18 protein-coding genes and 1 riboswitch are annotated in these 19,960 nt (G+C 72.6%); of the genes, 9 read left to right on the plus strand and 9 right to left on the minus strand.

From position 1 onward, the window contains the following. Positions 1 to 4: 4 nt before the first annotated feature. Positions 5 to 1,159 carry a quinolinate synthase NadA gene (nadA, locus tag KLI87_RS16125; protein WP_214617724.1) on the minus strand — a complete coding sequence of 385 codons (1,155 nt, stop codon included), beginning with the start codon at positions 1,157 to 1,159 and terminating at the stop codon, positions 5 to 7. A 239-nt stretch (positions 1,160 to 1,398) separates the two neighbouring features. On the opposite strand from nadA, the gene KLI87_RS16130 reads away from it, so the two are divergent. Together KLI87_RS16130 and KLI87_RS16135 are read left to right on the plus strand one after the other, a co-directional pair. Next, complete coding sequence (locus tag KLI87_RS16130; protein ID WP_156219431.1) at positions 1,399 to 1,761, plus strand: iron-sulfur cluster assembly accessory protein; 363 nt, start codon at positions 1,399 to 1,401, stop codon at positions 1,759 to 1,761. A 206-nt stretch (positions 1,762 to 1,967) separates the two neighbouring features. Then, positions 1,968 to 2,954 carry a carbohydrate kinase family protein gene (locus KLI87_RS16135; protein WP_214617725.1) on the plus strand — a complete coding sequence of 329 codons (987 nt, stop codon included), beginning with the start codon at positions 1,968 to 1,970 and terminating at the stop codon, positions 2,952 to 2,954. A 438-nt stretch (positions 2,955 to 3,392) separates the two neighbouring features. On the opposite strand, the gene KLI87_RS16140 is transcribed toward KLI87_RS16135, so the two are convergent. After that, entirely contained in the window at positions 3,393 to 3,698 is a 306-nt protein-coding gene (locus KLI87_RS16140; RefSeq protein ID WP_156219432.1) for a sulfurtransferase TusA family protein, read from the minus strand. After that, a complete protein-coding gene (locus tag KLI87_RS16145) occupies positions 3,695 to 4,873 on the minus strand; it encodes an aminotransferase class V-fold PLP-dependent enzyme (protein ID WP_308166033.1) in 1,179 nt (392 codons plus the stop codon). The genes KLI87_RS16140 and KLI87_RS16145 overlap by 4 nt, the downstream gene beginning before the upstream one ends. A gap of 183 nt (positions 4,874 to 5,056) precedes the next feature. Between KLI87_RS16145 and coxB the strand changes: the two genes are divergently transcribed. From coxB to KLI87_RS16165, 4 genes are all read left to right on the plus strand, one after another. Then, the gene (gene coxB, locus KLI87_RS16150; protein ID WP_156219434.1) at positions 5,057 to 5,830 is read left to right on the plus strand and encodes a cytochrome c oxidase subunit II; all 774 of its coding nucleotides are present in this window, start codon (positions 5,057 to 5,059) and stop codon (positions 5,828 to 5,830) included. A gap of 74 nt (positions 5,831 to 5,904) precedes the next feature. Then, entirely contained in the window at positions 5,905 to 7,494 is a 1,590-nt protein-coding gene (gene ctaD, locus KLI87_RS16155) for a cytochrome c oxidase subunit I (protein ID WP_156219500.1), read from the plus strand. A 3-nt stretch (positions 7,495 to 7,497) separates the two neighbouring features. Beyond that, positions 7,498 to 7,908 carry a cytochrome c oxidase subunit 4 gene (locus KLI87_RS16160; RefSeq protein WP_156219435.1) on the plus strand — a complete coding sequence of 137 codons (411 nt, stop codon included), beginning with the start codon at positions 7,498 to 7,500 and terminating at the stop codon, positions 7,906 to 7,908. Between the two features lie 139 nt (positions 7,909 to 8,047). Continuing rightward, complete coding sequence (locus KLI87_RS16165) at positions 8,048 to 9,325, plus strand: Ig-like domain-containing protein (RefSeq protein WP_308166034.1); 1,278 nt, start codon at positions 8,048 to 8,050, stop codon at positions 9,323 to 9,325. A 137-nt stretch (positions 9,326 to 9,462) separates the two neighbouring features. Here the strand turns inward: KLI87_RS16165 and KLI87_RS16170 are convergent, their stop codons facing one another. The 4 genes from KLI87_RS16170 to KLI87_RS16185 all read right to left on the minus strand — a co-directional run bounded on the left by KLI87_RS16170 (position 9,463) and on the right by KLI87_RS16185 (position 15,355). Beyond that, entirely contained in the window at positions 9,463 to 10,773 is a 1,311-nt protein-coding gene (locus KLI87_RS16170) for a M48 family metallopeptidase (RefSeq protein WP_214617729.1), read from the minus strand. Further along, positions 10,770 to 12,083 (minus strand): basic secretory family protein, encoded by a 1,314-nt coding sequence (locus KLI87_RS16175; RefSeq protein ID WP_214617730.1) that lies wholly within the window; start codon positions 12,081 to 12,083, stop codon positions 10,770 to 10,772. The genes KLI87_RS16170 and KLI87_RS16175 overlap by 4 nt, the downstream gene beginning before the upstream one ends. Positions 12,084 to 12,226: 143 nt before the next feature. Beyond that, positions 12,227 to 12,420: riboswitch (cyclic di-AMP (ydaO/yuaA leader) on the minus strand. A 300-nt stretch (positions 12,421 to 12,720) separates the two neighbouring features. Next, positions 12,721 to 13,686: a C40 family peptidase gene (locus tag KLI87_RS41000; protein WP_308166035.1), complete on the minus strand. Its 966-nt coding sequence runs from the start codon at positions 13,684 to 13,686 to the stop codon at positions 12,721 to 12,723. A 286-nt stretch (positions 13,687 to 13,972) separates the two neighbouring features. Further along, on the minus strand, positions 13,973 to 15,355 hold the full coding sequence (locus KLI87_RS16185) for an NYN domain-containing protein (RefSeq protein WP_308166036.1): 1,383 nt from the start codon (positions 15,353 to 15,355) through the stop codon (positions 13,973 to 13,975). Positions 15,356 to 15,525: 170 nt separating this feature from the next. On the opposite strand from KLI87_RS16185, the gene KLI87_RS16190 reads away from it, so the two are divergent. The 3 genes from KLI87_RS16190 (at position 15,526) to KLI87_RS16200 (ending at position 18,470) form a co-directional block, all read left to right on the plus strand. Further along, positions 15,526 to 17,301 (plus strand): DEDD exonuclease domain-containing protein, encoded by a 1,776-nt coding sequence (locus tag KLI87_RS16190; RefSeq protein ID WP_214617731.1) that lies wholly within the window; start codon positions 15,526 to 15,528, stop codon positions 17,299 to 17,301. A gap of 69 nt (positions 17,302 to 17,370) precedes the next feature. Beyond that, positions 17,371 to 18,120 carry a rhomboid family intramembrane serine protease gene (locus KLI87_RS16195; protein ID WP_214617732.1) on the plus strand — a complete coding sequence of 250 codons (750 nt, stop codon included), beginning with the start codon at positions 17,371 to 17,373 and terminating at the stop codon, positions 18,118 to 18,120. Between the two features lie 62 nt (positions 18,121 to 18,182). Continuing rightward, entirely contained in the window at positions 18,183 to 18,470 is a 288-nt protein-coding gene (locus KLI87_RS16200) for an Lrp/AsnC family transcriptional regulator (protein WP_214617733.1), read from the plus strand. Here the strand turns inward: KLI87_RS16200 and KLI87_RS16205 are convergent. Both KLI87_RS16205 and KLI87_RS16210 read right to left on the minus strand, forming a co-directional pair. Next, positions 18,467 to 19,198 carry a cache domain-containing protein gene (locus KLI87_RS16205; RefSeq protein WP_214617734.1) on the minus strand — a complete coding sequence of 244 codons (732 nt, stop codon included), beginning with the start codon at positions 19,196 to 19,198 and terminating at the stop codon, positions 18,467 to 18,469. The genes KLI87_RS16200 and KLI87_RS16205 overlap by 4 nt on opposite strands. 14 nt (positions 19,199 to 19,212) lie before the next feature. After that, positions 19,213 to 19,929, minus strand: coding sequence for a FadR/GntR family transcriptional regulator (locus KLI87_RS16210; protein ID WP_156221045.1), 717 nt, complete (start codon positions 19,927 to 19,929; stop codon positions 19,213 to 19,215). Between the last annotated feature and the right edge of the window lie 31 nt (positions 19,930 to 19,960).

The following is a 19,960-nucleotide window of genomic DNA, read 5'->3' on the forward strand; positions in this document are numbered from 1 at the left end:
TCCGCTACGGCAGGGCGAGCATCTGGTCGAGGGCCACGCGGGCGTAGTGCGCGGTCTCCTCGTCCACCGTGATGACGTTCTCGACCTCGCCGCGCGCCAGCGTCTCCAGCGACATGACCAGGTGCGGCAGGTCGATCCGGTTCATCGTCGAGCAGTAGCAGACGGTCTTGTCGAGGAACATCACGTTCTTGTCGGGGTGGGCGTTCGCCAGCCGCCGGACGAGGTTCAGCTCCGTCCCGACCGCCCACGACGACCCGGGCTCGGCCGCCTCGATCGCCTTGATGATGTACTCGGTCGAGCCGATCCGGTCCGCGGCGGTGACGACCTCGTGCCGGCACTCGGGGTGGACGAGCACGTTCACGCCGGGGACGCGGGCCCGCACGTCGTCCACCGACTCCTTGCTGAACCGGCCGTGCACCGAGCAGTGGCCGCGCCAGAGGATCATCTTCGCGTCCCGCAGCCGCCGGTGGTCGAGGCCGCCGTCGCGGCGGTGCGGGCTGTAGACGACGCAGTCGTCCAGCGAGAAGCCCATCTCCAGGACGGCGGTGTTGCGGCCGAGGTGCTGGTCGGGCAGGAACAGCACCTTCTTCCCCTTGGAGTAGGCCCACTCCAGGGCCCGCCTGGCGTTGGAGGAGGTGCACACGACGCCGCCGTGCCGTCCGACGAAGCCCTTGATGTCGGCCGAGGAGTTCATGTAGGTCACCGGGACCACGTCGTCGGCGATCCCGGCGTCCTCCAGGACGTCCCAGCACTCCTCGACCTGGTCGAAGGTGGCCATGTCGGCCATCGAGCAGCCCGCGCCGAGGTCGGGGAGGATCACCTGCTGGTGGGCCGCGGTCAGGATGTCGGCCGACTCCGCCATGAAGTGCACGCCGCAGAACACCACGTAGGGCGCCTCGGGGCGCGCCGCCGCCTGCTGGGCCAGCTTGAAGGAGTCGCCGGTGACGTCCGCGAACCGGATGACCTCGTCGCGCTGGTAGTGGTGGCCGAGGACGAACACCCGGTCGCCGAGCGCGGCCTTCGCGGCGGCGGCCCGCTCGACCAGCCGGGGGTCGGACGCGGGCGGCAGCTCGCCCGGACAGTCCACGCCGCGCTCGCTGGCCGGGTCGGCGCCCTGGCCGAGCAGCAGCAGCGGAAGATCACGCACTGGGGTGGTCACGGGGAAGACTCCCTCCTGCGACGGACTTATCGTCGCTCTGACGACTAATGATTGCACATCCGGGCAGATCCGGCGGTGTGACGTAGACCGCACCCCTCCCGGGAGTTAAACCCCGCCGATACGCGGAATGGCCCTGCGGGGAGGTACGTTGTCCTACGGGAAGAGGTCGAACGACGTCCTCGGAGACAAGCGACGGTTCGCCGCACCAGCGGCGCAGCGAGAACCCGGGAGCTGAACACATGACGGTTTCAGGCGAGACCACGCAGGAGACCACGCAGCAGGGCGTCGTCCTCACCGACGCCGCCGCCGTGAAGGCGCGTGGCCTTCTGGAGCAGGAGGGCCGCGACGACCTCGCCCTGCGGGTCGCCGTGCAGCCGGGTGGCTGCTCCGGCCTGATCTACCAGCTGTTCTTCGACGAGCGGGAGATGGACGGCGACCAGATCCAGGACTTCGGCGGCCTGTCGGTCCGCGTCGACCGGATGAGCGCCCCCTACCTGACCGGCGCCACCATCGACTTCGTCGACTCGATCGAGAAGCAGGGCTTCACGATCGACAACCCCAACGCGTCCGGCTCCTGCGCCTGCGGTGACAGCTTCAACTAGGTCCCGCGTCGATGAGCCCGAAGGGCGGTCCGGTGTGATTCCGGGCCGCCCTCGGCGTTTCCGGGGACGCGCCGCATCCGCCGGTCGTGTCCAGGCATCCTCGATGGCCGCACAAGGGCCGTTTCGTATGCTCCGATGGAAGTAGTCTTTCCGGGTTGAAACAGCCGGTGACAAGCCGGACGACCACGACGAGGAGAGCGACGCCCGTGCGCATCGCCGTGACAGGCTCCATTGCGACCGACCATCTCATGACCTTCCCCGGACGGTTCACCGACCAGCTCCTCCCGGACCAGCTCGACCAGGTGTCGCTCTCGTTCCTGGTGGACGAGCTGGAGATCCGCCGGGGCGGCATCGCCGCCAACATCTGCTTCGGGATGGGCAGCCTCGGCAAGGAGTCGATCCTCGTCGGCTCCGTCGGCGCCGACTTCGCCGACTACCGCTCCTGGCTCGAACGGCACGGCGTGGACACCGCGTCCGTCCACGTGTCCGAGATCCACCACACCGCCCGGTTCCTGTGCACCACCGACCAGGACCAGAACCAGATCGCCACCTTCTACGCCGGGGCGATGAGCGAGGCCCGCTCCATCGAGCTGCGTCCCGTCGCCGAGCGCGTCGGCGGCCTCGACCTCGTCGTGGTCAGCCCCAACGACCCCGAGGCGATGCTCCGCCACACCGACGAGTGCCGCACCCGCGAGATCCCGTTCGCGGCCGACCCGTCCCAGCAGCTCGCCCGCATGGACGGCGCCGACGTCCGCCGCCTCGTCGACGGCGCCGCGTACCTGTTCACCAACGAGTACGAGAAGGCCCTCAGCGAGGAGAAGACCGGCTGGTCGAGCGAGGAGATCCTCTCCCGCGTCGGCGTCCGCGTCACCACGCTCGGCGCCAAGGGCGTCGTCATCGACCGCGAGGGCGAGGAGGGCGTGCACGTCCCGCCCGTCCACGTCGACTCCGTCGTCGACCCGACCGGCGTCGGCGACGCGTTCCGCGGCGGCTTCCTGTCGGCCACCGCCTGGGGCCTGCCCCTGGAGCGCGCCGCCCAGGTCGGCAACGCCATCGCCGCGCACGCCCTGGAGGCCGCGGGCCCGCAGGAGTACACCCTGGCCCGCGGGTCCTTCATCGACCGCTTCGCCGCCACCTACGGCCAGGCGGCCGCCGACGAGGTCGCCCCCCACATCACCACCCCGAACCCGTAACCCGAACGAGCCGAATGGCCGCGCCCCACCCAAGGGACGCGGCCATTCGCAACTCAGGTACGTGGACCCCTCAATCCAGGCACGCAAGAGGTCGCGAGCGGCGCCGCGCCCTCTGGACTGAGGAGCGCAGGGAGCGCCGGCGACCGGAGTGACGAGGGAAGGGGGCGCGGAAAGAGCGCCGGTCGCCGCGGCGCCGGAGGCGGCGCGATGGGCGTGTGCCGCGCACTGTGGACTGAGGAGCGCAGGGAGCGCCGGCGACCGGAGTGACGAGGGAAGAGGGCGCGAAGGGAGCGCCGCTCGCCGCGGCGCCGGAGGCGGCGCGATGGGCGTGTGTCGCGCACTGTGGACTGAGGAGCGCAGGGAGCGCTGGCGCCGGAGTGACGAGGGTGGAGGGCGTGATAGGAGCGCCGCTCGCCGCGGCGCCGGAGGCGGCGCGGTTCAGTACGTTCTGCGGATGTGGAAGCCCCAGCCGCCCTGGGGGAGGGTCTCCTCGCGGACGAAGTCCTGGGACTTCATGCGGCACCAGGCGGGGATGTCGGTGCGGGCGGCGGCGTCGTCGGCGAGGACGGCGACGACCTCGCCGACCGGGACCTCGCGGATCCGCTCGGCGAGCATGATGATCGGGATCGGGCACTTGCGGCCGAGCGCGTCGATGACCAGCACGGGGGGCGGGCCCGCGGGCTCGGCGGGGGACGGCGCGGGGGTGGCGGGCGCGGTGCCCTTGACGCGGCCTCGGAACCTCATGGGCGCGACCGCCTCCCTGTCTCTGGGGTGTTCATCGCCGACCGGCGCAGCCGGGAGACGGCGCCGGGGAGGACGGCGAGGAACCGGTCGACGTCGGCCGGACCGGTGCCACGCGGCAGCGACACCCGCACGTTCCCATGGGTGATCACTCCCATCGCCTCCAGGACATGACTTGGACGCAGCGTATCCGCCGTACACGAGCTTCCCGAGGAAACCGCGAAACCCATCTTGTCCAATTCGGTGAGAAGTGCCTCACCCTCGACATACAGGCACGAAAAGGTGACGAGGTGGGGGAGCCGCCGGACGGGGTCGCCGACCACCTGGACGTCCGGGATCTCCCTCGGGACGCGGTCGCGGATGAGGTCGACGAGCGCGGACAGGCGCGGCGCCTCGTCCGCCATGTCCGCCCGGAACGCCTCCAGGGCGGCGGCCGCCGCGACGACGGCGGGGACGTTCTCGAAGCCGGGGACGCGGCGCCCCTCGCGCTCGTCGGCGGGCAGCGGGGAGCGCCAGCGGGTGCCCTTGCGGATCACCAGCACCCCGACTCCGGCGGGTCCGCCCCATTTGTGGGCACTCCCGGCGAGGAAGGACCAGCCGTCCGGCACGTCCACGCGTCCGAGGGACTGCGCGGCGTCGACGAACAGCGGCACGCCCGCCGCGCGGCACGCCTCGGCGGCCTCCGCGACGGGCTGGAGCGTCCCCACCTCGTGGTTGGCCGACTGGAGGCACGCCAGCGCGGTGTCGGGCCTGAGCGCGGCGCCGAACGCGGCCGGGTCGACCCGGCCGGTCCGGTCGACGCCGACGACCGTGACCTCGCCGCCGCCCTGCTCGTGCAGTTCGGCGGCGTGCAGGACGCTGGAGTGCTCGACGGCGCCGACCACCAGGTGGCGCCCGGCCCGCCGGCGCGCCTGGAGCCCCCCGAGGACCGCCAGGTGCACCGCCTGGGTGCCCGAGGACGTGAAGGACACCTCGTCCGGACGGGCACGCAGGACACCGGCGACACGCGCGCGCGCCCGGTCCATCAGCACGCGGGTGCTCCGGGCCGTCCCGTAGAGCCTGGCGGGATCGGCCCAGCCCGCGTCCAGCGCCTCCAGCAGCGCCGCCCGCGCCGCGGGATGCGGCGGTTCGGTGGAAGCGGCGTCGAGATAGGCGCCCGGCGCGCTGGAGTCGGCCACGCCCAGAACACTAACCGGGCACCCGATCGGGGGTACGCGCGACCCTCGCGCTAGGGTGTCCACCACATGCGTGACTACTGATCTCATCCGCCCGGACGACCGGGCATTCATCCGTGGGGAAGGCATTCCGTGAGTCCGACCCGCTCTAGGGAGCGGCGTACGCCTGTGCGCGGTCGCCGCGCATTGAGAAGCGCCGGCGCGCTGGGGCTGCTGGCGCTGACCGCCACCGCGTGCGGCGGTGAGGCGTCCCGCCTAGGCATGCCCGAGCCGATCGGGCCCCAGGCCGAGCGCATGCTGAAGCTGTGGCAGGGGTCCTGGATCGCGGCGTTCGCCGTCGGTGCCGTCGTGTGGGGCCTGATCATCTGGGCGGTGCTGTTCCACCGCAAGCGCTCCGACGACCTGCCGCCGCAGGTGCGCTACAACATGCCGATCGAGATCCTCTACACGGCGGTCCCGTTCGTCATCATCGCGGTGCTGTTCTTCTTCACCGTCCGCGACGAGAACTTCGTCGAGAAGACCACGGACAACCCCGCGGTCACCATCGACGTCACCGGCTTCCAGTGGAGCTGGCAGTTCGACTACAAGGAGAAGATCGGCGGTCAGGAGAAGACCGTCGCCTCCGAGATCGGGCAGCCGGTCGCGCCGAACGCCGACGGCGGCCCCAAGCCGGTGATGACGATCCCGTCCGGCAAGACGGTCCGGATCAGGTTGCACTCCAACGACGTCATCCACTCGTTCTGGGTCCCGGCGCTCCTTTACAAGAAGGACGTCATGCCGGGCTACACCAACGAGTTCGAGTTCACCGCGAACAAGCTCGGCACCTATGAGGGCCGCTGCGCGGAGCTGTGCGGCGTCGACCACAGCAAGATGCTGTTCCAGCTCCGGGTCGTGACGCCCGAGCAGTACGCCGCGTACATCGCCGAGTCCAAGGCCAAGGCCGTGGGGGGTGCCAAGTGACCACGATCAGTCACGCACCGAGTACGCCGGTCGCCGCGTCGCGGACGAGCAAGGGGCGCATCCTCGCCTCGTGGATGTCGTCCACCGACCACAAGGTGATCGGCTACCTCTACCTGATCACGTCGTTCGTGATGTTCCTCATCGGCGGCGTGCTCGCGCTGATGATGCGGGCCGAGCTGTTCAAGCCCGAACTCCAGATCTTCAGCAACGAGCAGTTCAACCAGCTGTTCACCATGCACGGCACGATCATGCTGCTGATGTTCGCGACGCCGCTGTTCGCGGGCTTCGCCAACGTCATCATGCCGCTGCAGATCGGCGCGCCCGACGTGGCGTTCCCGCGGATGAACATGCTGGCGTACTGGCTGTTCCTGTTCGGCAGCATCATCGTCATCGCGGGCTTCCTGACGCCGGGCGGCGCGGCCAGCTTCGGCTGGTTCGCCTACGCCCCGCTGTCGGACGCGGTGCGCTCGCCGGGCGTCGGCGGCGACATGTGGGTCATGGGCCTGGCGATGTCGGGCTTCGGCACCATCATGGGCGCGGTCAACTTCATCACCACGATCCTGTGCATGCGCGCCCCCGGCATGACGATGTTCCGGATGCCGATCTTCACCTGGAACATCCTGCTGACCTCCATCCTCGTCCTGCTGGCGTTCCCGGTGCTCGCCGCGGCGCTGCTGGCGCTGGAGGCCGACCGCAAGCTCGGCGCGCACGTGTTCGACTCCGCGCACGGCGGCGCGCTGCTGTGGCAGCACCTGTTCTGGTTCTTCGGGCATCCGGAGGTCTACATCATCGCGTTGCCCTTCTTCGGCATCGTGACCGAGATCCTCCCGGTGTTCAGCCGCAAGCCGGTGTTCGGCTACATCGGCCTGGTGTTCGCGACGATCAGCATCGCGGGCCTGTCGGTCACCGTGTGGGCGCACCACATGTTCGTGACCGGCCAGGTGCTGCTGCCGTTCTTCTCCTTCATGACGTTCCTCATCGCCGTGCCCACGGGGGTGAAGTTCTTCAACTGGGTGGGGACCATCTGGCGAGGGCAACTGACGTTCGAGTCGCCGATGCTGTGGTCGCTGGGCTTCCTCGTGACGTTCCTGTTCGGCGGCCTGACCGGCGTCATCCTCGCCTCGCCGCCGATGGACTTCCAGCTCTCCGACTCCTACTTCGTCGTGGCGCACTTCCACTACGTGGTGTTCGGCACCGTGGTGTTCGCGATGTTCGCGGGCTTCTACTTCTGGTGGCCGAAGTGGACCGGCAAGATGCTGAACGACACGCTCGGCAAGGTCCACTTCTGGATGCTGTTCATCGGCTTCCACGGCACGTTCCTCATCCAGCACTGGCTGGGCGCCGAGGGCATGCCGCGCCGCTACGCCGACTACGCCAGCGAGTTCGAGGGCCTCAACCAGGTCTCGACGGTCTTCTCGTTCATCCTCGGGCTGTCGATGCTGCCGTTCTTCTACAACGTCTACATCACCGCGAAGAAGGGCAAGCGGGTGATGGTGGACGACCCGTGGGGCTACGGCTCGTCGCTGGAGTGGGCGACCTCGTGCCCGCCGCCGCGGCACAACTTCAACTCGATCCCGAAGATCCGCTCGGAGCGCCCGGCGTTCGACCTGCACCACCCGCACGTGGGTGCCAAGGGCGAGCTGTCCGGGGCGAAGGGGGAGTAGCCGATGCGCGTCCAGGCGTTCATGTTCTACGGGTGCGCGGTCTTCTTCCTCGCCACCGACATCGTGTACTGGCTGTGGTCGGGTGACTGGACGGGCACCACCGCGCTCGCCCTCGCCATCGGCCTCGCCGGGCTCATCGGGTTCTACATCCACTTCACCGTCCGGCGCCTTGAGCGGGCCAACAACGGCCCGCTGTACGAGGACGACCCGGAGGGCGACATCGCCGACGCTGCGGGCGAGCTGGGCTTCTTCAGCCCGCACAGCTGGTGGCCGCTGTTCCTGGCGCTGTCGGCCGCGTGCGTGGCCCTCGGCGTGGTGTTCGGCTGGTGGATGGTGATCCTCGGCGGTGCCGCGGTCATCATGACGACGATCGGTCTGGTCTTCGAGTACTACCGGGGTCATTTCGCCCACTGAGCAGTAAAAGAAGCCCAAGAGGGGCCGGTACCGACATTTTTGTGGGTACCGGCCTTTTCATCTGGGCGTCGTTCCGGCTTCGGGGGCTGGGCAGACGATTCTCTCGCCCAGCGGGGACGACCGGGGGGCTACCGTGCGCGTGGGCGGCTCAGGACCGAGGGACCGAGGAAGGCGCACCGCCGCGCTGCTGACCTGCGCCGCCGTCGCGGCGGGCAGCGCGGCCGGGTGCTCAGGAGGCGGCGGGGCGAGGGACGACGACCTCGGCGTCGCGGTGACGCCGGGCGGCGGCGCCGTGCTGCGGCCGGACGGGCAGATCGCCGTCCGCTCGCGGGGCGGCACGATCGAGAACGTGACGGTGGCGAGCGGCGGGTCGGCGGTGGAGGGCGTCCTCAGCGCGGACCGGAGCCAGTGGCGTTCGCGCTGGACGCTGGACCCGGGCCGCTCGTACACGGTGAACGCGACGGCCGTCGGCCGGGACGGCAGGAGCCGGACGGTCAGCAGCCGGTTCGCGACCGCCCAGGTGAGGTCGACGAGCGCGATGGGCCTGGACGCGCCGTCCGACCGGGAGACGGTCGGGATCGGCATGCCGATCATCTTGAAGTTCGACAAGAAGGTGACCGACCGGGCGGCGGTGGAGCGGGCGCTGGAGGTGCGCTCCGACCGGCCCGTCGAGGGCGCCTGGCACTGGTTCGAGGGCGACGAGGGGCCGGAGGCGGTGTTCCGTCCGAGGCAGTACTGGCCCGCGCACACGAAGGTGAGCTTCCGCGCCCACCTGTCCGGGGTCCGCACCGGCAAGGACGTCTACGGCGTGAAGAACTACGGCGTCGACTTCAGGGTCGGGGACGAGCACGTCTCCACCGTCGGCGAGGACAACCACAAGATGGTGGTGAGGTTCAACGGCCGGAAGGTGAAGACGATCCCGACCAGCATGGGGCGGGGCGGGGCCCGCAAGTACACCACCACCAACGGCGTCCACCTGGCGATGGCCAAGAAGGACCCCACGGTGATGACGTCGGAGTGGGAGGGCTGCGGGCCCGGCTGCGCCGGCTACTACAGCCTGACCGTCTACAAGGCCGTGCAGATCTCCGGCAGCGGCGAGTACGTCCACAGCGCGCCCTGGTCGGTGGGCAGCCAGGGGCACGACAACGTGAGCCACGGCTGCATCAACATCAGCCCGTCCAACGCCGCGTGGTTCTACCGCCACGCCTACCGGGGCGACCCGGTGACGGTGACGGGCACGAGCCGGGAACTGGAGCCCGACAACGGCTGGGGCTACTGGCAGCTCGGCTGGAACGACTGGGTGAAGGGCAGCGCGCTCAAGCGCTCGGTGACGACCGCGCCGCGCGTGGACGCGGCGACCCTGTCGGCCCAACCCGGTTCCGGCACCCCGGCCCGGCCCGGCGCGAAGGGCAACTGACCGCACACCACCGCAAGCGTTGCGATCGCGTCCGAAGGCAGATGCGAGCGAAGCGAGAGTCTGATCGCGAAGCGAGCCGCCAGGCGAGGTCGGAGCGATGCCCGCGATCGCCGCGTGGCCCGTTGAAGGAAGGCGCCCTAGCGCCTGACGCCGAGGGGCGCGCCATGGATTCGCTCCCAGTCTCTCGCCATGGCGATGCGGTCGGGGGCGGACGGGTGGGTCAGCCACAGGAGGTGTTCGAGGGCGTCGGGGCTCAGGTCGGAGATGTTGCGGACGGCCAGCTCGTGCTGCATCGACACGAACGTGGACGGGTCGCGGGTGAGGTCGAGGGCGTGCGCGTCCGCGCGGGCCTCGATGCGGCGGCTCACGAGGTTCTGGACGGGCATGCCGATCTGCGTCCCCGCCGCGACGAGGGCGAGGACGAGGGCCAGCGAGCGCGGGTTCACGGCCGTCCGGACGTCGGAGTCCTCGGCCGGGGGCACTCCGGCGCGGCGCAGGAGGCGCGGGGAGGTCAGCAGGAGGTACAGCAGGCAGACGCCCCCCGCGACGGCCAGGGCGCCCACGAGCGTCCCCCACAGGACGTCGCCCCGCTTGGCGTGGCCCAGCTCGTGGCCGACGATCGACTCGATCCGCGGGCGCGGCGAGCGCAGCAGCGTGTCGTACAGGACGATGCGGCGGGTGGAGCCGAACCCGGACACGTAGGCGTTCAGGGAGGTCGTCCGGCGGGAGGCGTCGGCGACCAGGACGTCCTTGACCGGGACGCCGTCGCGGTCGGCCATGGCGAGCAGGTCGCTGCGAAGCCGCCCCTGCGGCAGCGAGTGGAACTTGTTGAACACCGGCTCGACGGCCACGGGGTAGAGGAAGGAGACGGCGACGACGAGGAGGAAGCCGCCCGCGGCCGCGCCCGTCCACCAGTAGCGGGGGAAGCGGCGCATCACCGCGTAGAGCAGCAGCAGCGCGACCGTGTAGATCACCCAGGTGACCGCGAGGGACTTGAGCTGGTCGAGCAGCCACTGCGGCCAGGACTGCGTGGACAGCCCGTAGCGGCGCAGGACGGACTCGCCCCACAGGTCGAACGGCAGCCCCGCCACCCGCAGCAGCGTCGTCAGCGCGACGGCGGCGGCCATGACGCGCAGCGGCCACCGGCGGACGCGCGCCGTCGTCCACCCGATCAGCCGCGATCCGGCCGGGGTGAGGCCGAGCGCGAGCACGAGCACGAGGCCGACGAGGAGGCCGGCGTAGGCGGGCGGGTTGAGGGCCGAGTCGAACGCGCGGGAGCGGGCGATCTCGGCGGCGGAGAAGTCGGCGGACGGGTCGGCCTCCACGCGGCCGCCCGGCACGCGCCCGGGGAGCGGGTTCCACGGCGTGGTGAGCGCCAGGACGGCGCCGACCGCGGCGAACAGCGCGGCGGCGGCGACCGCGGCCGCGATCCGGGGACGTCGGCTCAACGGAGCTCCTTCTTCAGGTAGTCGCGCCACAGGGCGGTGAGGCGGTCCCGGGTGAGGCCGAGCGCGTCCCGCAGCGCGGCCGCCTCGGAGACGCGCCCCGCGGCCCGGTACAGCCGCACGAGCGTCGCCTCACCGTACCGGTCCGCGATCATCCGGCAGGCGAGCCAGGCCTCCTGGTAGGACTGTGAGAGCCGCGGCGAGGCGCCGGTGAAGGCGGCCGCGTCCGGCAGCGCGGCCGGGAGGCGCCCGGCGGCCACCTCGCGGGCCAGCTCCCCGGCCGCCGACCGCACCGTGATCTCGGTCCCGGAGTACCCGACGTAGTCGGCGAAGCCCTCGATCAGCCACAGCGGGGTGGTGCGGTCGCGGGCGCCGCCGGTCGCGACGTGGGTGAGCTCGTGGGCGAGGACGACGTCGCGGCCGAGGGCGTTGAGGCGTCCGAAGGTGCCGGGGGAGATGATGACGCGGTCCTCGCCGGGGCCCTCCCCGGCCGGCGGGGCGACGGTGGCGAGCGCCGCGATCGCGCCGAGGTCCTGGCCCTGCCCGGCGAGCGCGGCCGCCAGCCGCGCGTCGGCGGGGACGAGCGCGACGGCCCGCTGCGCCCAGCCCCGGCCGACCACCCGGGTGACGACGGGCACGGCCGCGTCCAGGCTGCGCGCGAAGCCGTCCAGCCCGGACGCGTCCCCGACGACCAGGCACGACCGCCCGTGCACGGCGGTCAGCGGCCCGCCGTCCCAGATCTCGGCGTCGTCGGCGAGGCCGTGGGACGTGCCGTCGCCGACGATCGTCCAGCCGCCGGAGCGGGGGGCGAGGGACAGGTAGCGGGCGCGGGCGACCTCGTGCCGGTCGAAGCCCTTCAGCCTGTAGCGCACCTCCGCGCGGACGACCGTGACCCCGGACGCGGCGTCGGTGTGCTGGGTGTCGACGACGCGCTCGCGCCATCCGTCCAGGGGGAGGCGGCGGAGGTTGTCGTAGAGGCCCGCCTGCGCCTGCTGGAACGCGGCGGGCGCGGAGCCGACGGTGGCCAGGAAGGCGGCGCGGTCGCCCCGGGAGACGGCGCGCGCGCGGTTGGCGAGGATGTCCCCGGCCGCGTCGGGGTGGAAGGAGCCCGCCGCCCTGGTGGCCTTCGCGGACGCGGCGCGGCCGTCGCCGGAGCGCGCGTGGACGAGGCCGGCGGTGCCGGCGAGCAGCAGGGCGGCGCCCCCCGCGCCCAGGCCGAGGATCCCGCGGCGGGAGAGGGAGGCGTCCTGTGGAACGCTCCGCGCGGCGTCCGGTGCCGCGTCGTGTTCCTCCTGGCCGGGGCCGTCGGTCATGCGCGTGATCCTATGCAGGACGTCATGAGCGTCGTGGAAGCCGCCCGGGAAAGGGCCGGGCGCGGCCGCGCGCTGAATCGGCGGCCACGCCCGAGGGGCCCGCTCGCAGGCGGGCCGTGGCTTGTTCGGGGGGTGTGCATCACTCCTTCTTCCAAGACGCCTACCGGGTTAGCTGACGGGTTCGGGCGTGGAAGTGGCCCTACGGCGGCTCTCACCTGACGGGAGGGACGCGCCGATTCACCCCGGGGACCGGTGTGCCCGTCCGGAAGCGGACTCCCGGACGCCGGTCGATTGGTTCCCCGGCTCCGCGCGGGCGCGGACTCGGCGTTGCCTCACCGGACCCTGGGGCACCGTCGTGGCGCGCGCTCAGCGCCATGCACGCGTCGGCGTGCGCACGATCGGCCGGGTCCGGCCTGAAATCGGGGGACGGCACGTGGAGCGCGCCGCCGGACGCGGCGCCTGGACGGGGCCGCGCGGGGGCCGTGACGCCTGGTGGGCGCCGCGGGGCTCGGGCGCCTGGCGGGTGCCCGAGTGGTGCAAAGGTACCAAAGGCCCATCAGAAGGCAAACCCCCCCAAAATCAACAACGGACCAGGTCAAAGCCTGGTCCGTTGCCGATATGGCGGGGGGATCGTCGCTCAGGGACGTCCCGCGCCGTAGTAGTTGGAGACGTAGTACCCCGACGAGATGTCGGCGATCCGGACGACGTCGCCGGTGTGCGGGGCGTGGATCATCTTGCCGCCGCCCACGTACATGCCGACGTGCCCGAGGCTGCTGAAGAACACCAGGTCGCCCGGCTGGAGGTCGCTCTTGTCGACCCGCTTGGTCGCCGCGAACTGCGAGTTCGTCGTGCGGGTGATGCTGACGCCCGCCGCGCCCCAGGCGCGCATGGTCAGCCCGGAGCAGTCGAAGGAGTTCGGGCCCGCCGCGCCGTAGACGTACGGCTTGCCGAGCTGGGCGTAGGCGTAGTTCAGCGCGGTGCGCGCCGAGCCGCTGGCCGGGCCGTTGTAGGTCCCGCCCGTGCCGCCGCCGCCACCGGACTTGCTCGGCGACTTCTCGCCCAGCTTGGCCAGCAGCTTCTTCTGCTGCTCGACCTGCTTGTCGAGCTCCTTCTTCTTGTCCTTCAGCTCCTTGGCCTTGCCCGCGACGTCGTCGTAGGCGCTCTGGGCCGTCGCCCGCTCCCGGCGCAGCCGCTGGGTGGCCGCGAGGAACTGGGTGAGCTGCGAGCTGCGCTCCTGCGACAGGTGCGTGAAGACCGCCGCCTGGTCGAGGATCGCCTGCGGGTCGTCGCTGCCGACGAAACCCGACACGTCGGTGGTGTTGCCGTTCTTGTACGCGGCGGCCGCCATCTGCGCGATCGCGGAACGCTGCCGCTCGAACGCCGTCTCCTCGCCCTTGCTCGACTTCTTGGCGGCGTCGAGCTTCTTCTTGGCGATCTTGAGCTGCTCGTTGACCTTGTTGTACTTCTCGACGTTCTGGTCAACCTGCTCATTGAGCTTGGTGAGCTTCTTGCGCACGTCCGCCGCCTTCGGCTTGGGCGCCGCGTGCGCCACCACCGGGGGGAAGGCGAAGGACGCCGTCGCCGCGAGGCAGGCCACTGCCACCACGCGACGGGCCGCGCCACCAGGCGCGCGATGTCTCCGCCGGTCACGCGATTGCGCTGAGGCCCCGATGAGATCACTGGCCACGGTCGAATTCGCCCCTCTCGCTCCACGACGTCAGCGGACGACATTAGCGAGGCACAACAACCGTCACAACCGAAACATCACATCTTGATTGACTTATCCCGCGTACGTCCACTTTCCGTGATACCAAGATCACCGACAGTCGGAACGGGGTTCGCGCAGGTCACAAGCGGTTCAGCGGGGGCAGAAGACGGCCGCCGGCGGGTCAGGAGCGGCCGAGGCGGCGCAGCAGCAGGGTGGACGGCGCGGGGCGCGCACCGGCGCGGCGCGCCGCGTCCGCGACCTCGCGGTCGGCCGACACCACCACGACGGCCCGGCCGGGCGGCTCGGCCCGCACCAGGTCGCCGATCAGCTCGTCGGCGGTCTGCCCGGGGTTGCTGAACAGCACCCGCACCCCGCGCGGCGCCCCGACGGGCACCGGCGCGTCCAGGTCCGCGCCGTCGAACACGCACGTCACCTCGGCGCGGGTCTGCGCGGCGAGGCCGCCGAGGCCCGACACGAGGCGGTTGCGCTGGTCCGACAGGGGCAGCTCGCCGTAGCCGGTCTTGGTGACGTTGTAGCCGTCCACGACGAGGTGGACCTGCGGCAGCGTCAGCAGCTGGTCGAGGAGCTGCGGGTCGCTGTCGGACAGCACGCGGCCCGGCAGCGCCCGGTGGGGCTCCTGCGCGCCGACGACGTCGGCCGGGCGCCCGATCGTGGAGGGCAGCGCCAGCTCGGTGCGCACGCCGCGCGCCGCGTCCACCAGCGTGTCGAGCAGCATCCGCAGCCGGACGTCGTCGACGTTGCGGCCCTCGCGCGCGGCCCGCTTGGCGGCCTCGGCCGCCGCCTCGGCCTGCGCGGCGCGGGCGCGCAGCTTGCGCAGCTCCTTGTCGGCGGCGGCGGTCGACTCGCGCGCGGCGGCCAGCTCGCGCTCGGCGCCCGCCGCGAGCAGCTCGGCGCTCGCCTGCGCGTCGCGCGCCCGCGTCCGCGCCTCGTGCAGCTTGCGGCGCAGCTCGGCGATCTCGGCCTTGGCGCCGCGCAGGTCGGCGCGCAGCTTCTCGACCTCCCCGGCGCGCGCCGCGCGGGCGGCGGCCAGCTCCTCGCGCAGCGCGGCGAAGCGGCGCTCGGCCGCCTCCTCCTCCGACGCCGACACCGAGCGCTCCAGCTCCGCGCGCGCCGCCTCGACCAGCCCCGTCCACCCGGGGGGGCGCAGCAGGTAGGCCAGCACCGCGACGCGGACGGGGTCGGCCGCAGGCGGGACGTCGCCGCCCTCCACCGCCTCCACCAGCTCCGGCTGCGCCTCGCGCGGCGGCCCGGCGACCCGCCGCCGGAACCCGTCGTCCTTCTCCAGCAGCGCGGCGATGTGCTGGCCGGCGAGCTTGGCGCGCTTGCGCCGCTCGAACCGCGCGAACCGGCGCAGCGGCATCGGCACCTCGTCGATCGGCAGCGCGCCGATCAGCTCGGCGGCCGCCTCCACCACGCCCTGCCGGACGGCCTCCGGCAGAGGCCCGCCCAGCTGCTCGGGGGCGCCTGGGCTCGCTTCGGGGCTGTCGATGGTCCCGCTCCTTCCGGGCTTGCCGCCGGTGGGCCGAGTGTTCCCGAGCGCCACACACCCTAACCAGCGGGAATGCAGGGACGGCCTGCTCCGTGCAGGAGATCGGCCGGACGCGCCGAACCCCCGAGCCGTCCCCCGTGGCCCCCACCCGGCGGGACGTGCCGGCGCGGGACCAACCCTAGCGGCCCGGACTTCTGTCGGTGGCGTCCTCTACGGTCCCGGGCATGACGGCTGCGCACGTCCAGGGCACCCTGGACGACCTCGGTACGCCCCTGTCCGGCGTCACCTTCGTGGTGGTCGACCTGGAGACGACCGGCGGCTCGGCGGCCGACTCGGCCATCACCGAGATCGGCGCGGTGAAGGTGCGCGGCGGGGAGGAGCTCGGCGAGCTCGGCACGCTGGTCGACCCGGGCGGGCCCGTCCCGCCGTTCATCACCGCGCTGACCGGCATCACCACCGCGATGGTGACCGCCGCCCCCCGGATGGACTCGGTGCTCCCCGCCTTCCTGGAGTTCGCGCGCGGCAGCGTGCTCGTCGCCCACAACGCGCCCTTCGACATCGGCTTCCTCAAGGCGGCGTGCGCCGAGCACGGCTACGCCTGGCCGAGGTTCACCGTCGTCGACACCGTCGACCTGGCGCGCCGCGTCCTGTCCAAGGACGAGGTGCCCAACTGCAAGCTCGGCACGCTCGCCCGGTTCTTCCGCACGGCGACCGAGCCGACGCACCGCGCCCTCGCCGACGCCCGCGCCACCGTCGAGGTGCTGCACGGGCTCATCGAGCGGCTCGGCTCGTTCGGCGTCACCTCGCTGGAGGAGATGCGCGGCTTCGCCAAGGCGCCCACCCCCGAGCAGCGCCGCAAGCGCCACCTCGCCGACGACGTCCCGTCCGCGCCGGGCGTGTACCTGTTCGAGGACGCCGCGGGCGAGGCGCTGTACGTCGGCAAGAGCGGCGACCTGCGGTCGCGGGTGCGCAGCTACTTCACCGGGTCGGAGACGCGGCGCCGCGTCCGGGAGATGGTGGGGCTCGCCGAGCGGATCCGGACGATCGTGTGCGCGACCGGCCTGGAGGCGGAGGTCCGCGAGCTGCGGCTGATCGCCGAGCACAAGCCCCGCTACAACCGCCGCTCGAAGTTCCCCGAGCGGGCGCTGTGGCTGAAGCTCACCGCCGAGCCGTTCCCGCGGCTGTCGATCGTCCGCGAGATCCGCGACGACGGCGCCCGCTACCTCGGCCCGATCTCCTCGCGGCGGCAGGCCGAGGAGGCGCGCGCCGCGCTGCACGAGGCCGTCCCGCTGCGGCAGTGCACGCAGCGGATCACGCTGCGGCTGGTGGAGGCCGGGCGGCTGCACGCCTGCGCGCTCGCCGAGATGGGCCACTGCGGCGCGCCCTGCGACGGCAGCGAGGCCTTGGAGGACTACACCGCCCACGTCACCGCCGCCCAGGAGATCATGGAGGGGGACGCGCGCCCGGTGGTGGCCTCCGCGCGGGCCCGCATCGACCGGCTCTCGCGCGAGTTGCGCTACGAGGAGGCCGCCGCCCAGCGCGACCGGCTGGCCGCGTTCGTGCGCGCCGCCGCGCGCGGGCAGCGGCTCACCGCGTTCGCGCGGCTGCGGCAGCTCGTGGCGGCGCGCCCGGCCTTCGACAACGGCTGGGAGCTGGCGGTCGTGCGCTACGGGCGGCTCGCGGCGGCCGGAACGGTCCCGCCGCGCGCCGACCCCTGGCCCTACGTGCACGCCCTCACCGCCACCGCCGAGACGGTCTTCCCGCCCGTCGGCGGCGCTCCCGGAGGCGTACCGCTCGGCACCGCGCAGGGCGGCGGCGCGACCGCCGAGGAGATGGAGTGCGTGCTGCGCTGGCTCGACCTGCCCGGCGTCCGCCTCGTCGAGGTGGACGGCGAGTGGACGTGCCCCGCCCACGGCGCCGAGGGTCTGCGCGGCTGGATCGACAACGCCTACGCCGCCCACGACCCGGAGTCGTCCGGGCGGAGCCGCCCGCTGAGGTGACGGCGGCTACAGTGACGGGCGAGGTCCCGGTGGTGGGCGCCGGGTGACGGAGAGGACGTCGAACACCGCATGGCCGTGCCTCTCTACGACAGCCAGCCCGCGCGGCGCGTCCCCTGGGTGACCTATCTGCTGGTCGCGGCCAACGTCGTGGTGTTCCTGCTGACCCCGATGTCCAACTTCGCCACCTGGTACGGCGAGGACCGCGCCCGCGAGTGCGAGGCGGTGCGGTTCAGCCACGAGTACGGCGCCGTCCCGAAGGAGCTGACCACCGGCGTCCAGCAGCCGCTCCCGGCGGACGCCGTCGAGGAGTGCGGCCCCGCCCGCTTCGCCAAGCATCCCTGGACGTCCGCGTTCACCTCGATGTTCCTGCACTCGGGCGCCCTGCACCTGGTGGGCAACCTGGTGGCGCTGTTCGTCGTCGGCGCGGGCGTCGAGGACCGGCTCGGACGGCTGCGCTACCTGCTCGCCTACCTGCTGTTCGGCCTCGTCGCCGTCTACGGCTTCGCCTACACCTCGGCCGGGTCGACGGTGCCGCTGATCGGCGCGTCCGGCGCGATCGCGGGCGTGATGGGCGCCTACGCGATCCTCAACCCGCGCGGCCGCATCGTCAGCTACGTCCCGCCGGTGATCGTCGTCCGGCTGCCGGTGTGGGTGGTGCTCGGCTACTGGTTCGTGCTCCAGTGGCTGTCGCTCGGCGACGAGGAGAGCGACGTCGCCTACACCGCGCACATCTACGGCTTCGCCGCCGGGGTGGTCTTCGCGCTGCTGGCCCGCCGCGCGGGCCCCGCGCGCCGCCCGGTGGCCCTGAGCAGAGGCTGAGCGGCCGCCCGATAGGGTTGGGGCATCCGCATGTGCAGGGCGAAGGTGCAGGGAGGGTGCCGGTGGTCACCGCCATCGTGTTCGTCAAGGCCGACGTCGCGCGCATCCACGAGGTGGCCGAGACGATCGCGGCGCTGGACGGCGTCAGCGAGGTCTACTCCGTCACCGGTGAGCACGACCTCATGGCGATGGTCCGCGTCCGGGAGCACGACGAGCTGAACGACGTGATCCCGGGGCGCCTCAACAAGGTGCCCGGCATCCTCGACACCGAGACCCACATCGCGTTCCGCACCTACTCCCAGCACGACCTGGAGCAGGCGTTCGCCCTCGGCCTGCCCGACGCCGACTAGCGGGCGCCCACCAGCAGCGACACCGTGCTTCCGCAGGGGCGGGCGTCGAAGCCCCGCCCGCCCCGGTAGACGGCGCCGGGCGGCCAGGCCGCCGTGTTGGAGGCCATCACGCGGCCCGGCGCGTTGACGACGAACGCGGGCGCGGGGATCTCGCGGAGCGCCGGGACGATCTCGTTCTCGAAGGTGCGGGCGAACACGTCGGCGGCGGCGACCCCGGCGAACACCCCCTCGACGTGGACCGGCGCCGACAGCGTGAGGACGTACTCGTCGCTGCACAGGTAGTCGACGTAGGGGCCGCAGACGGTCCGCTCGGCGCCGCCGCGCGGGCCGGTGAACCAGTCCCAGGCGGTGTAGTCGTACAGGGCGCTGCTCTCGGGGTCGAGGTCGGGCAGGAGCTGGGACGGCGCGCCCGCCGGCCCGGTCTGCCACCACTCCAGGTACCAGGCGGCGTCGGCGAGCAGGCCGGGGGCGGCGATGAAGCCCAGCCCGCAGACCAGCGGGCCGAGGCGGGGGAGCAGCAGCGGGCGCAGCGGGGCGAGGTCGGCGCGGACGGGCGCGCGCCCGGCGGCGGCGACCTCGGCGAGCCGCCGGGACGAGGCGTCGCGCACCTCCGCCACGGTCGCGAACACCGCGTCGAGGGTCGCGTGGACGCGCGCGGCGGCGGCGCCGACGGCGGCACCGACGGCCGCACCGGCGGCCGGGCGGGCCACCGGGAGCTCGGAGCGCATGGATCACCTCGGGGTCAGAGGGCGAGCCGTCGTTCAATCAGATGTTCTACCGCATTCGCGACGTGACTTTCAGCGACATCGCGGGCCCGCCCCTCCTCGCCCCGGGCGATCGCCTCGACGAGCGCCGCGTGCTCGGCGCGGACCCGGTCGCCGGCCTCGGGACGCCCGTGCGCGGCGAGGATCAGCGGCCCGATGTCGGCCTGGAGCCGGATCTCCTCCCGGGTGAGCCGGACGGACTGCGACGCGGCGGCCACCTCCAGGTGGAACCGCCCGTCCAGGCGGCACAGGTGAGGGCCCGGGTCGGCCTCGGCCATCTCGGCGAGCGAGCGCCGCAGCCGGTCGACGTCGCCGGGCAGCGAGCGCAGCGCCGCCAGCCGCGCGGCGGCGCCCGCGATCGCCGCGTAGTGGTCGCCGAGGTCGCGCAGCTCCTCGGCGGCGAGCGGGCGCAGCCGCCCGTCCAGGTCGAACGGGCGGGCCGGGGTGCGGACGAAGCTCCCGCCGCCGCGTCCCCGCCGGGTCTCGATGAGGCCCTGCTGACGCAAGGCCATCAGCGCCTCGCGTAGGGTGACCGTCGACACGCCGAGATACCCGGCGAGGTCGGTCTCGCTGGGCAGCTGCTCCCCGTCGGCGAGCAGCCCGAGCGCAATCGCGTCGCCGAGGCGGCGGACCACCGCGTGCACCCGCGCGGTGTTGTCGACCGGGGCGAACACGGCCGGACGCGCGCTGTCCATCGGGCCCCCTCCCGCCGGCGTCGACTCAGTG

It is taken from the genome of Actinomadura sp. NEAU-AAG7, from assembly GCF_018603865.1.
Lineage (GTDB): Bacteria > Actinomycetota > Actinomycetes > Streptosporangiales > Streptosporangiaceae > Spirillospora > Spirillospora litoris.

What these genes read in the sequence shown, in the direction of transcription:
- KLI87_RS16175 (WP_214617730.1), bottom strand. Translation starts at nt 12,083, where the DNA reads ATGACCGACGGCCCCGGCCAGGAGGAACACGACGCGGCACCGGACGCC.
- KLI87_RS16160 (WP_156219435.1), top strand. Translation starts at nt 7,498, where the DNA reads ATGCGCGTCCAGGCGTTCATGTTCTACGGGTGCGCGGTCTTCTTCCTC.
- KLI87_RS16140 (WP_156219432.1), bottom strand. Translation starts at nt 3,698, where the DNA reads ATGAGGTTCCGAGGCCGCGTCAAGGGCACCGCGCCCGCCACCCCCGCG.
- KLI87_RS16205 (WP_214617734.1), bottom strand. Translation starts at nt 19,198, where the DNA reads ATGCGCTCCGAGCTCCCGGTGGCCCGCCCGGCCGCCGGTGCGGCCGTC.
- KLI87_RS16130 (WP_156219431.1), top strand. Translation starts at nt 1,399, where the DNA reads ATGACGGTTTCAGGCGAGACCACGCAGGAGACCACGCAGCAGGGCGTC.
- ctaD (WP_156219500.1), top strand. Translation starts at nt 5,905, where the DNA reads ATGTCGTCCACCGACCACAAGGTGATCGGCTACCTCTACCTGATCACG.
- KLI87_RS16210 (WP_156221045.1), bottom strand. Translation starts at nt 19,929, where the DNA reads ATGGACAGCGCGCGTCCGGCCGTGTTCGCCCCGGTCGACAACACCGCG.
- KLI87_RS16195 (WP_214617732.1), top strand. Translation starts at nt 17,371, where the DNA reads ATGGCCGTGCCTCTCTACGACAGCCAGCCCGCGCGGCGCGTCCCCTGG.
- KLI87_RS16190 (WP_214617731.1), top strand. Translation starts at nt 15,526, where the DNA reads ATGACGGCTGCGCACGTCCAGGGCACCCTGGACGACCTCGGTACGCCC.